The sequence below is a fragment of the Bacillus sp. IBL03825 genome (assembly GCF_024712505.1).
GTDB lineage: Bacteria > Bacillota > Bacilli > Bacillales > Bacillaceae_G > Bacillus_A > Bacillus_A wiedmannii.
Genome location: NZ_JAMXKE010000001.1, coordinates 3552818 through 3566047, shown reverse-complemented (window position 1 = coordinate 3566047; position 13230 = coordinate 3552818). Strand labels below are relative to the sequence as shown.

General features: G+C 32.9%; 12 protein-coding genes. 10 read left to right on the top strand and 2 right to left on the bottom strand.

All coding sequences use genetic code 11. The features are described 5' to 3' along the window. Position 1: 1 nt before the first annotated feature. Together parC and NHG49_RS18145 are read left to right on the top strand one after the other, a co-directional pair. Positions 2-2425, top strand: a complete 2424-nt coding sequence (parC, locus tag NHG49_RS18150) for a DNA topoisomerase IV subunit A (protein ID WP_064476975.1) — start codon at positions 2-4, stop codon at positions 2423-2425. Positions 2426-2655: 230 nt separating this feature from the next. Continuing rightward, positions 2656-3687 (top strand): oxidoreductase, encoded by a 1032-nt coding sequence (locus tag NHG49_RS18145; protein ID WP_064476974.1) that lies wholly within the window; start codon positions 2656-2658, stop codon positions 3685-3687. Positions 3688-3743: 56 nt separating this feature from the next. Here the strand turns inward: NHG49_RS18145 and NHG49_RS18140 are convergent, their stop codons facing one another. Then, positions 3744-4187: a VOC family protein gene (locus NHG49_RS18140; RefSeq protein WP_064476973.1), complete on the bottom strand. Its 444-nt coding sequence runs from the start codon at positions 4185-4187 to the stop codon at positions 3744-3746. A 59-nt stretch (positions 4188-4246) separates the two neighbouring features. Between NHG49_RS18140 and NHG49_RS18135 the strand changes: the two genes are divergently transcribed. After that, the gene (locus NHG49_RS18135) at positions 4247-5215 is read left to right on the top strand and encodes a helix-turn-helix transcriptional regulator (protein ID WP_064476972.1); all 969 of its coding nucleotides are present in this window, start codon (positions 4247-4249) and stop codon (positions 5213-5215) included. A 95-nt stretch (positions 5216-5310) separates the two neighbouring features. Here NHG49_RS18135 and NHG49_RS18130 read toward each other — a convergent pair whose 3' ends face one another. After that, on the bottom strand, positions 5311-5913 hold the full coding sequence (locus NHG49_RS18130; protein ID WP_240368830.1) for a TetR/AcrR family transcriptional regulator: 603 nt from the start codon (positions 5911-5913) through the stop codon (positions 5311-5313). 155 nt (positions 5914-6068) lie between these two features. Here NHG49_RS18130 and NHG49_RS18125 point away from each other — a divergent pair, with 155 nt between their 5' ends. The 7 genes from NHG49_RS18125 (at position 6069) to NHG49_RS18095 (ending at position 12958) form a co-directional block, all read left to right on the top strand. Then, complete coding sequence (locus NHG49_RS18125; RefSeq protein WP_064476970.1) at positions 6069-6962, top strand: ABC transporter ATP-binding protein; 894 nt, start codon at positions 6069-6071, stop codon at positions 6960-6962. Continuing rightward, on the top strand, positions 6955-7761 hold the full coding sequence (locus NHG49_RS18120; protein ID WP_064476969.1) for an ABC transporter permease subunit: 807 nt from the start codon (positions 6955-6957) through the stop codon (positions 7759-7761). The genes NHG49_RS18125 and NHG49_RS18120 overlap by 8 nt, the downstream gene beginning before the upstream one ends. A gap of 51 nt (positions 7762-7812) precedes the next feature. After that, on the top strand, positions 7813-8184 hold the full coding sequence (locus NHG49_RS18115) for a VOC family protein (protein WP_064476968.1): 372 nt from the start codon (positions 7813-7815) through the stop codon (positions 8182-8184). 127 nt (positions 8185-8311) lie between these two features. Next, entirely contained in the window at positions 8312-8845 is a 534-nt protein-coding gene (locus NHG49_RS18110) for an RNA polymerase sigma factor (RefSeq protein ID WP_064476967.1), read from the top strand. Positions 8846-8857: 12 nt separating this feature from the next. Continuing rightward, positions 8858-9856 (top strand): hypothetical protein, encoded by a 999-nt coding sequence (locus tag NHG49_RS18105; RefSeq protein ID WP_064476966.1) that lies wholly within the window; start codon positions 8858-8860, stop codon positions 9854-9856. 17 nt (positions 9857-9873) lie between these two features. After that, entirely contained in the window at positions 9874-10911 is a 1038-nt protein-coding gene (locus NHG49_RS18100; protein WP_064476965.1) for an LCP family protein, read from the top strand. A gap of 346 nt (positions 10912-11257) precedes the next feature. Further along, positions 11258-12958 carry a peptide ABC transporter substrate-binding protein gene (locus tag NHG49_RS18095; protein ID WP_064476964.1) on the top strand — a complete coding sequence of 567 codons (1701 nt, stop codon included), beginning with the start codon at positions 11258-11260 and terminating at the stop codon, positions 12956-12958. The last annotated feature ends 272 nt before the right edge of the window (positions 12959-13230 follow it).

The following is a 13230-nucleotide window of genomic DNA, read 5'->3' as shown; positions in this document are numbered from 1 at the left end:
CATGCAGGCAGAGAAGTTTCATGACCTCCCGCTTGAAGACGTGTTAGGTGACCGCTTTGCACGTTATAGTAAATATATTATTCAAGATCGCGCGCTTCCAGATGCGCGTGACGGTTTAAAACCTGTACAGAGACGTATTTTATATTCTATGTATGTAGAAGGAAATGTACATGATAAAGCGTTTCGTAAATCAGCTAAGACAGTCGGTAATGTTATCGGTAACTACCATCCACACGGTGATTCCTCTGTATATGAGGCGATGGTACGTTTAAGTCAAACTTGGAAAGTACGTAATGTTTTAGTTGAAATGCATGGTAATAATGGTAGTGTTGATGGCGATCCAGCAGCGGCAATGCGTTATACGGAAGCACGATTATCACCAATCGCATCTGAGTTATTGCGTGATCTCGATAAAGAAACAGTAGAATTTGTGTCAAACTTCGATGATACGAGTGAAGAACCTGTTGTACTTCCAGCGATGTTCCCGAACTTACTAGTGAATGGATCGACAGGAATTTCAGCTGGTTATGCAACAGAAATTCCTCCGCATCACCTTGGGGAAGTAATTGATGCAACGATGATGCGTATTGATAAGCCGAATAGTACTGTTGATGATTTATTAACAGTTATGAAAGGACCAGATTTCCCGACAGGTGGTATTATTCAAGGGATTGATGGTATCAAAAAAGCGTATGAAACAGGAAAAGGTAAAATTATTATTCGCGGAAAAGCAGAAGTTGAAACGATCCGCGGTGGTAAGCAACAAATCGTTATTACAGAAATTCCGTATGAAGTAAATAAAGCGAACCTTGTTAAAAAAATGGATGAATTACGTCTAGATAAAAAACTAGATGGAATTGCTGAAGTACGTGATGAGACAGATCGTACAGGTCTTCGCATCGTTGTAGAGTTAAAAAAGGAAGTAAATGCTGAAGGTATTTTAAATTATTTATATAAGAATACAGATTTACAAATTCCATATAACTTTAATATGGTAGCGATAAATAATCGTCGTCCGACACTTATGACATTACCTAAGATTTTGGATGCATATATTGGGCATCAGAAAGAAGTTGTTACGAGACGCTCGCAATATGAATTACGAAAAGCGGAAAATCGTCAACATATTGTAGAAGGTTTAAAGAAAGCATTATCGATTTTAGATGAAGTGATTGAAACAATCCGTGCTTCTAAAGATAAACGTAATGCAAAAGATAATTTAAGTACGAAATTTGGATTTACAGAAGCGCAATCGGAAGCAATTGTTTCGCTGCAACTATATCGTTTAACGAATACAGATATTACGGCGCTAGAACAAGAAGCAGACGAGCTTAATAAGAAGATTATAGAGTTACAGTCAATTTTACAAAGTGAAAAAAGACTTCTTCAAGTTATTAAAACAGATTTGAAGAGAGTAAAGAAAACATATAGTGATGATCGCCGTGCTATTATTGAAGAACAAATTGAGGAAATTAAAATCGATGTGGAAGTTATGATTCCGCAGGAAGATGTCATCGTTACTGTAACGAAAGAAGGATATGTGAAACGAACAGGTTGGCGTTCACATAATGCATCGAACGGGAAAGACTTCGGTATGAAAGAGGGTGACATCTTACTGGAGCGATTCGATACGAATACGACAGAGACAGTCCTCTTATTTACGAGTAAAGGAAACTATATATATCTGCCAGTATATGAAATGCCAGAAATTCGTTGGAAAGATTTGGGTCAACACGTTGCGAATCTCGTTTCACTCGAGCGGGATGAAATGATTATTTGGGCGACCGTCGTACCGAATTTTGAAGAAGAAAAACGATTTATCGTATTTGTTACACGAAATGGTATGATTAAGAAAACAGAATTAAACCAATATAAAGTTCAGCGTTATTCAAGAGCGTTCGTCGCTGTGAATTTGAAAAAAGATGATTATGTTGTAGATATATTTGCAACAGATGGAACGAGTGATATTGTTCTTGCAACCTATGGTGCATATGCACTTATTTTCCATGAAGATGAAGTAAGTCCAGTCGGTGTAAGGGCCGCTGGTGTGAAAGCAATTAACTTAAAAGAAGATGATTATGTCGCTTCTGGTAAACCGTTAAATGGTGACAAAGATCAACTTATTCTCGTAACGCAGCGAGGTGCTGTAAAACGTCTAAAAGCATCAGAAATTGAGAAATCAACGAGGGCGAAGCGAGGTCTTGTTATTTTCAAAGAGTTAAAACGTAATCCATACCGTATTGTCGGTATTGAAATTGTTAGAGACGATGAACTAGTTTACATGAAGACAGAGAAACACATCGTAGAAGAAATTGATCCGAAAGCGTATCGAAATAAAGACCGGTATAGTAACGGTAGTTTAGTGCTAGATGTTAATGATACAGGTGAAGTTATTGAAACGTGGACGAAAAAACGACCGGAGTAAAGAAAAGCATCTTGCTATGAATAATGGTAAGATGCTTTTTTCTAGGCAAATTATTATGTAAATAATAATAATCTTGTTATAATAACTGAATGAAATCGTTCTCATAAAGTGAAACTTTAATCAATCGGACTTTTACGAGCAGTTGATTCCTCAACTAACTTCTTTACTTTCGCTGAATTTTGAGGTAGAGGTCTTACTGTCCGTTAAAGCGTGATAAATGGAGGGGCAACATGAAAAAAATAGGTGTAGGGATTGTAGGATTTGGATTTTCTAGTACAACATTTCACATTCCATTATTACAAACGATAGAAGAATATGATATTCGTGCTATTTTATCATCAAAAGAAGAACTCGTGAAACAAGCATTACCAAATGCTGAAGTTGTTGGCACAATTGAGGAATTAGTAAATCGTGCTGATATTGACTTAGTGGTCATTACTTCACCGAATACAACTCATTTTCCATATGTAAAAGAAGCAATTTTACATGGTAAGCATGTAGTTGTGGAGAAGCCATTCGTTGTTTCAATTGAAGAAGGCGAAGAACTAATTTCATTAGCAAAACAGCATAATGTGGTGTTAAGCGTATATCATAATCGCCGTTTTGATAATGATTTCTTAACGATAAAGAAATTGTTAGAAGAAAACAGAATAGGGAATCTATACGCATATGAAGCGCATTTCGATCGTTTTCGCCCGAATGTACGTGATCGCTGGAGAGAAAAGAATTTACCAGGATCAGGTATACTATATGATTTAGGATCGCATTTAATTGACCAAGCATTATCATTATTTGGGAAACCAGATGCGATAAGTGCAGATGTAATCAAACAACGACCAGGCGCAGAGATTGATGATTACTTCCATGTTATACTTCACTACGGTGTTAAACGTGTCACTTTACATAGTAGCAGTTACGTAAAGCAAGCAGGTCCACACTTTACATTACATGGAGATAAAGGTTCTATCGTGAAATACGGTATGGATTCACAGGAAGAACAATTAAAAAATGGAATGAAGCCAGGCGATAACGGTTATGGAGTAGATGCTGAAGAGAATTTTGCTACTTTACATACGGAAGAAAATCTAGAGCGTATTTCAACAGAAGTTGGCTGTTATGACATGTATTATAAAGGTGTAAGAGATAGTATAGTAAATGGTGAGAAACCACCTGTAACAGCACAAGCAGGCTTAGAAGTTATTCAACTTATTCAATTAGCGATTGAAAGTAGTGAAACCGGTAGAGTCATCACTGTAAAGTAAAAAAGACACGAATTTCGTGTCTTTTTTATTAGGAATATGTGAATATGGATAATTATTTAGTTTAATCGTTTGTCATACATTAACTGGATTTGTATGCCGTAAGGATCTTCAATAATACCATATGCTTCACTAAATATATTTTTTTCTAGCGGAGAGATTATCTTCACATGCTTATCAGAAATTAAATTATTATAAAACCTTTGTATTTCTTCTAAATTAGCGCTTTGAATGCAAAGTGACATGTTATTTCCAACGTTATAACGTTCATTAGGCTTCATTGTATCTTCTGCTATCATTAGCTTTGTATTCCCAATTTGTAAAACGGAGTGAGCAATATGATCTTTATTTTCACTTGTAATTTTAAAAGAACTATCTCTTTTGGCCAGTTCTTCATACGTCACAATCATTAAATTCTTGGCTTCAAAATTACGTGTGTAAAAATTAATTGCCTCCTTTGCTTGCCCATTCATTGAAAGAAAAATAGCTATTTCTAATGTCATAAATGTATAACTCCTTTATTAGTTAATAATTATAATATAGACTAAAAAGGTTTCAATACATGACACCTTTTTGGGAGGGAAATATGAAAAAAACGGAACGAATAAATGATATGCTTATTTTCTTAAATAATAAAAGATATTTTAATTTAAAAGATTTAATGGCTAGATATGATATTTCTAAAAGTACCGCGTTGCGAGATATTCAATCATTGGAAGAAATAGGTGTGCCAATATATTCTGAGCTAGGTAGAAATGGAAGCTATAAAATTATAGAAAATAGTGTGTTATCGCCAATTTATTTTAGTGTGGATGAAATGTATGCGTTATATTTTTCGATTCTTACATTAAATGGATACAAGACAAAACCATTTAATATAGAAAGTATTGCGCTTGAAAATAAATTTAAACATGTATTACCTGATAATGTGAGTAAAAATATTTCAATTATGGAACGAACCCTTTCTTTTGAAGTAACAAATCATAGTAATTTTAGTCCGCTCTTAAAAGAAATTTTACAGGGGATTTTTGCTGAGCGAGTTTACCAGTTAACATATTTAAAAAAAGACGCGGAGAAAGTATTGGTCGCCCAATTTATTCGAATCGAATCTAAATTTGGCCAGTGGTATGCTAAAATCTTTAACTTTGAGGCAAATCATGTTCAAATAATTAGATGCGATAAAATTCTTTCTATTGAGGAAACAAGCAATATGAATCCAAAAAGTCTTGAAGAATTATTAAGTTATCTTACTACTTTTCACAGAAATCCTGATGCAACTGATTTTATTGTCATTGTTAATCAAAAAGGAAAAGACATTTTCGATAAAGAGAATTATCCTTCCATGAGGATACAAAAAGAAAATGAAAATTATAGTATAACAGGCTATTTTAACAAACAAGAAGTTGATTTTATCTCGAACTATTTTCTGAATTTCGGAGAAACGATTATCTCAATTCAGCCAGTTATGCTAAAAGAGTTAATTTATAATAAGGTATTATCTATAAAGCAGCATTTAACTTCTTTAAGATAAAGTTAGTATTAATAATTTTTTTAACACCAAGAAGCCCTTGAGATTTAAATATCCAAAGGGCTTTTTTTTGTGATGTTAGTTGTTCTTTAGAAACATTATTTTTTTGGGACGGACAGTCCATAAAAGAACATCGTAACGATATCTTGTATATGTTTTTCGCGATTTCCTTCAAGAAGCTGTGCTCCGAAATCATCACCTAATTTAGTGAACATTTGAATGTATAGCAACATCATTTCTTTAGTAAGGTGAGGGTTAATTTCATTTTTTTGCTGTGCTTGTTCTAATATTTCTAAATACCAAGGCAGGATTTTTTCGTTTTGATAACTATAAATAAACTTGCGAAGCTCTTCATCTCTTTGCATCATTTGTAGTAACATATCTGGCTGAAATAACCCACCAGTATTCATTTTTCTTACAATCATTTTTTGCATCATATCATGAAAAGGTAATTTTTCCGCTGCAAGATCTTTATAATATTGAAATTCAGATATGATATATTCTTGTATAAGCTCTCTAAATAATGCTTCTTTACTTCCGAAATGATTATAAATGGTAACTTGAGAAACGTTTGCTTCTTTTGCAATGTGCTCTATTTTCACTTCATTAAATCCACGTTCTGAAAATAATACGAAAGCAGCTTCTTTAATAGCACGTTTTTTCTTTTCTTTCACTTTTTCAAAGCCGTTCAATGCAATCACCTCAATTAAAATATACAAGAAAAAATAATGGAAAACAATATTTTTGAAATATGGACATATAAATATTTCAAAAAGTTGTTGCGAATATGAAAGATGAGGAGTACAATAATTTTGAAATATCACATATTAAATATTTCAAAAAATGAGGTGGAATTATGATTTCAGTTCAAAATGTCACAAAACAGTTTTCAAATGGAAAAGGTTTGTTTCATATTACATTTGATGTAAAAGAAGGGGAAGTATTTGGTTACTTAGGACCAAATGGTGCTGGGAAATCCACAACAATTCGTAATTTAATGGGATTTATAAAACCGACAGCTGGTAAAGCGACAATTTTTGGATTAGATTGCTGGGATGAAGCAGCGAAAATTCAAAGAGAAGTTGGTTATTTACCAGGAGAAATTTCTTTTATTGAAGGAATGAACGGATTAGAGTTTTTAAAGTTAATGCAAGGAATGCGTGGGTTAAAGGATACGAAAAGACGAGATGAATTAATAGAACGTCTACAATTTGATGTGAAAACACCGATTCGAAAAATGTCTAAAGGAATGAAGCAAAAAGTAGGAATTGTTGCTGCTTTTATGCATGATCCGGAAGTGTTAATTTTAGATGAACCGACATCAGGACTTGATCCACTTATGCAGCAAGTGTTTATCGATTTAATATTAGAAGAAAAGCAAAGAGGGAAAACAATCCTTATGTCATCGCACATTTTTACTGAGATTGAGAGAACTTGTGACAGAGTGGCTATAATTAAAGATGGTCGCCTTGTAACGGTTGAAAATATTCATGATTTACAAAGCTTGAGACGACAGGTAATAGATGTAACCGTATCATCGCAAGAAGAGATTGAATCTCTTACACAATGTAATTTGCAATTTGAAGCGGTGAAAGGTAGAGAAGCATCGATTATTGTGCAAGGAAACTATCAAACTGTTTTACAAACACTTTCAAACTATAATGTAACGGCGCTTCAAACGAGAGCAATGGATTTAGAACATTTATTTATGCATTATTACGATAAGAAAGAAGGGGTAAAGCATGAATAAGCAATTGTTTTTAGCTAGTTTGAAAGAAACACAAAAAAGTATTTTGAGTTATGCAACTGGTGCAGCTCTATATTTATGGTTATTAATTTGGATCTTCCCTTCAATGGTATCAGCGAAAGGGTTAAATGAATTAATAAGTGCTATGCCTGATAGTTTGAAAAAAATTGTTGGAATGGAAAGTCCGATTCAAAACGTAATGGATTTTTTAGCTGGCGAATATTATAGTCTATTGTTTATTATCATATTAACAATTTTTTGTGTAACAGTTGCAACGCATTTAATTGCTCGTCATGTAGATAAAGGAGCGATGGCATACTTGCTAGCAACACCTGTATCTAGAGTGCAAATTGCAATCACGCAAGCGGCTATTCTCGTATTAGGGCTACTAATCATAGTAACTGTTACGTATGTAGCGGGTATAGTAGGTGCAGAGTGGTTTCTACAAGATAATAACTTAAATAAAGAATTATTCCTGAAGATAAATATAGTCGGTGGGTTAATATTTTTAGTCGTTAGTGCGTATTCATTTTTCTTTTCTTGTATATGTAATGACGAAAGAAAGGCACTTAGCTACTCAGCAAGTTTAACTATTTTATTTTTCGTAACGGACATGGTAGGTAAATTAAGCGATAAGTTAGAGTGGATGAGAAATATATCATTATTTACGCTATTTCGTCCGAAAGAAATTGCTGAGGGAACGTATAATATATGGCCAGTGAGTATAGGTTTAACTACTGGAGCACTTTGTATTTTCATAGTAGCAATTGTAGTGTTTAGAAAGAGGGATTTACCGTTGTAAAGTAGGAAGTCCACTGAGAAAGTGGGCTTTTTTTTGATGAGGAGGAAACGAATGAATCATTTGTTCCGGGTGAAGCCATATGTAAATGATATCGAAAAGTCATTATTGTTCTATGAAGAAGTAATTGGTTTAAAGTTGTATAAAAGAAGTATGCATGCAGCACGTTTTAATCACGACCAGTTTTCTCTATTACTAGCTAGTAATTTAACATTGAATGAAAATCACTATTTTTACAATCGAAAAGAAATAAAGGGGAATGGCTTTGAACTAATTATTGTTGTCAATCGAATTGAAGAAGTATATGAACTTTGTAAAGAGAAGAGATGCACAATACAAGAAGAAATTCAAACTTATCCATGGGAGATGAGGGGATTTAAAGTTGTGGATCCAGATGGATATTTCCTTAGAATTACATCTGAGTAAAGGTAAACATGAAAAATGTTTACCTTTTTTTATGGAAATATTCAAAAAAATGAACCTTTTTCTAGGCTCATCCGTCTAATACATGTAAAGTTAAATTTGAAGTGAGGATGAAACAGGAGGAGCAATTGTGAAAGTAATCCCTTTATATAAAATGATTATAAAAGAAGAAACTGATGTTTCTTTAGCGAAAAAAGGTGATCATGAAGCATTTATGGCGCTTATACATACAGAAAAAGTGAAGATGTATCGCATTGCAAAGGCAATGTTACGTGATGAGACAAATATAGAGGATGCGATACAGGCAACAATTTTAAAAGCATATGAAAATATAAAAAAATTAAAGAAAGAAGAGTTTTTTCAAACTTGGTTAATTCGAATTTTGATAAATGAGTGTAACAATATTATTAGATCATACAAAAAGATAATGGTAATAGAAGAAAATGATTACAATATGAGTGCTTATGATCAGTATGAAGATATAGATTTATGTAATGCGATTCAATCATTACATGAAGAGTTAAGAGCTGTTACGGTGCTTTATTATTATGAAGATATGAATCAAGAGAGTATTGCCAAGCTTTTAGAAATACCAAAAGGAACAGTGAAATCGAGATTGTCACGTGCGAGGGAACAACTGCAAAAACGATTAAAGATGGAATAGGGGGTGTATAAGGTGGATGATGAAAAATTATTTGATGAGAAATTAAAAAAGAGAATAAAAGACGAGAATGTTATAGTACCGCCAGAGTTAAATGAAAAGATTAATAGTACACTTCATAATCTTCCGGTAAAAAAGAAAGGTTATAGAGTTTATATGATGGCTATAAGCGCTGCGGTTCTAACACTTTCAATTGTGTCTATGTCGGAGTTTTCTGATCAAATTTTTGCTCAAAATGGTGGAGTATTTGAATATGTAAAGAAAAAGGCGTTTTCTGATTATGAAAATGAAGAAGAAATAAAATTGAATGTAAATTATCCAGATAAAGAAAAGATTCATGAAAAGATGCTAGATTCCATTGATCATTTTAAAAATATTTCAGGACAATTTGAGGAATATTCTAGTTCGTCAAGAATTGCTACAACATACAAATATGCGATTGATACGGAGCAACAAAGAGGTATCTCTTCGAAAGAAGATAAGCTAACGAACAAACGAACAATTATATATAACGAGGGCAAGAAAAAAGAATTTGATGATGAGAAGTATACATATAAAGAGACAAAATGGAGCCCGAAAGAAAGGAACTATGAACTATTAAAATTAAATCCTACGGAAAGATTATTGAGAAAATCAGGTGAGAAAAAAAGATATGATGATGAATATGTGGGATTCTCTAAGTATAGTATTCAATCAGAATTTGCTGATCTATTAATTCGATATAAAGATTGGAATTATAAAGAAACGAAGTATCTGGGACTGGATTGCTACAAAATAGAAGGGACAATAAACATAGAAATGCCTGTAAGTACATCTGAAGATTTAAGAGGGAAATTTGAAATGGTTGTAGAGAAAAATACGGGGATTATGCTAAAGTTCCTTAGTTTCCACGAAGGTATGATTCAATATTCGATTACGACTGAATGGATACAAATAAACAAAGGGTTGAAAGAGAATGTATTTCAAAAGGATAGCGTTAATTATAAAAAATTGAAAAACATATTAGATGAATAGAAAACGGAGGGAATTATATGGAGAATAACTCTTCTTCAAGAGAAAAGAAAAATAAAAGAAAATATAAAAAGACAATGATAATAAGTGTCCTGTTAGTAGTATTACTATTTGGCGGAGTTGGATATGGTACTTATGTATATATGAAAACTTCTAATCTCGTACAAAAGTCTAGTTTGAATTTAGCGCGTGGTGAAAAATCAAACTTACGTGAGAACGCCGTAAAACCAATTACAAATAATGTTTCACTTTTAATTATGGGAATTGATGAAAATCAAGAACGACAAAAGGAGTATAATGGTGCTTTTCATACAGATGCACTACTGTTAGCTACTTTTAATAAAGATGATAAGACAGTGAAATTAACGAGCATACCACGTGATACATATACATATGTTCCAGTTGAAAAGAAAAAAGATAAAATAACACATGCATATGGAAGTGGTTTCGTTAAAAATGGTAAAGATGGAGGACCGCAAGCTTCAGTGGAAGCGGTAGAAAAATTGTTACAAGTGCCTGTTGATTATTTTGTGAAGTTTAATTTTAATTCATTTACTAAAATTGTTGATGGATTAGATGGGATTGAAGTAAATGTCCCAGTTGAATTTACGGAGCAAAATAGTAAAGATGAACCTGGCGCAATCCATTTGAAAAAGGGAATACAAAAATTAACAGGGGAAGAAGCACTTGCACTGGCAAGGACGCGTCATATTGATAGTGATGCAATGAGAGGTCAGCGTCAACAACTTGTTATTGAAGCGATGTTAAGTAAATTAAAAAGTGTAGGCTCGATTACGAAGCTAGAAAAAATAGTTGAGGCGGTTGACGGCGATTTTAAAACAAACTTAGTAATGGATGATATTTTATCATTTTATAAATACGGTTTAAACGGTTCAGTTGAAAAAATACAATTAGCTGGTGATGATTTATATTTACCTAACGGTCCAAATGGGCAACGTGTATATTATTATAATCCTAATAAAAAAGATCTACAGAGTTTGAGTAATACGCTTAGAACACATTTAGGATTAAGTGAAAAGCAGATTGAGGAGAATTGAAGCAGGCATAATGTCTGCTTTTTATTTTTGTAGAAAAGAGGTTTGTTACGATATACATTATTTATTAACAATAATTTACAAGTGTTTTATAGTGTAGGAAGATAAAGACTATTAAATCAATACATAGAATTCAATGAGATATAATGTTTCGAAAGAGTATGGAATTTTTATGAATATTACTGTAAAAAAATAATTTTTTAAAAATTTTCAATAATAACACTTTACAAAACTCGAAAAATTAGTAGAATAATAGTTAATAAGAATCTTCTGATAAATATATAAAGAAAAACAGAATTATCAGAAAACTCTTAAATGAGAGCGTTAAGAATTAGGGAGGGTACAGAAAGTGAAAAAGAAAAAAATGAAAAAACTAACAGCAGTTGTAGCACCAGTTTTAGCAATGAGTATGGCATTGACAGCATGTTCTACATCAGGTGGAGATAAGAAGACAAGCACAAATTCTAGCTCTGGCGGGGATAGCAAATCAGAAGGAAAATTAGCAGCGAAACAAGTGCTAAATCGAACAGAAACGAATGAGATTCCAACAATGGATACTTCGAAAAGTACAGATACTTTAGGTTCTCAAATGTTAGGGAACACAATGGAAGGTTTATACCGATTAGATAAAGAAAACAAACCAATCCCAGCTGCGGCAGAGTCAAGCACGAAGAGTGAGGATGGTAAAAAATATACATTTAAATTACGTAAAGATGCAAAATGGTCAAATGGTGATCCTGTAACAGCGAAAGATTTCGTATTTGCATGGCAACGTCTATTAGATCCAAAAACAGCTGCTGAGTATGCATTTATCGCATTCCCGATTAAAAATGCAGAAGCAATTAGCCAGGGGAAAGCAGAAGTTTCTACATTAGGTGTAAAAGCGGTTGATGATCTTACACTTGAAGTAGAATTAGAACAAGCGGTACCATACTTCTTAAACTTAGTAGCATTCCCGTCGTATTATCCACTAAATGAAAAGTTCGTCAAAGAAAAAGGGGATAAATACGGTTTAGAATCTGATACAACAGTTTATAACGGTCCATTCGTTCTTACTGATTGGAAACACGAACAAGGATGGAAACTAAAGAAGAATGATCAATATTGGGATAAAAAGACTGTGAAATTAGATGAGATTAACTTTAGTGTTGTAAAAGAGCCAGCAACTCGTGTGAATTTATACGATAGTGGGCAAATTGATTTCTCTTTATTGACTGGAGAATTTGTTGACAAATATAGAAATAATAAAGAGGAGTTTGGAACATATTCAGAACCAAGTACATTTTTCATACGTTTAAACCAAAAACGTGGTGGACAAGATACACCATTAAAGAGCCAAAAATTACGTGAAGCAATTGCTTTATCGATTGATAAAAAGAATTTAGCAAATGTTATTTTAAATGATGGATCGAAACCGGCTGATTACTTAGTACCTAAAGGGTTAGCAAACGGACCTGATGGGAAAGATTTCCAAGAAACATTTAAAAATGGTATTAAGCCAGATGCGAAAAAAGCAGCTGCTGCATGGGAAGAAGCGAAAAAAGAACTTGGAAAAGATCAAGTTACAATTGAGTTTTTAAACTATGATACTGGTAATGCGAAAAAAGTTGGGGAATATGTAAAAGATCAAATTGAGAAAAACTTAAAAGGTGTAACAGTAAATATTAAACTGCAGCCGTTTAAACAAAAACTAAAATTAGAATCGGAGCAAGATTATGATATTTCATATGGTGGATGGAGCCCAGATTATGCAGATCCAATGACATATTTAGATATGTTTGAATCTAATCACTCTCACAACCAAATGAGCTACTCTGATGCGAAATATGACGAAATGGTTAAAAAAGCTGGCGGAGAGTTAATGAGTGACGCGAAGAAACGTTGGGAAGAACTAGGAAAAGCTGAAAAATTATTACTTGAGCAAGATGTAGCACTTATACCATTATATCAAAATGCTAGATCTTATGTAATGAAACCGACTGTAAAAGGGGTTGTTAAACATAATATTAGTCCGGAGTACAGCTTTAAATGGGCTTATGTAACTGAATAATAAAAAAGCATTCCGAAAGTAGACTACTTTTGGAATGCTTTTTTATTATGAGATTAAATTGTAAACAAACCAATAAGCACAAGGGGAATAGTACTTATATAGTAAATAGGAAGAATTTGTATAGTGATGATAGTAAAAAAATACTTTTTACTATCACAAAAAAATAATTTTTAGAATATTTTAAAAATAACTTTACAAAATCTGAAAAGTTAGTAGAATATTAATTAATAAGAATTTTCTGATAACTGGTTATTAGAAAATCTATCAAAACT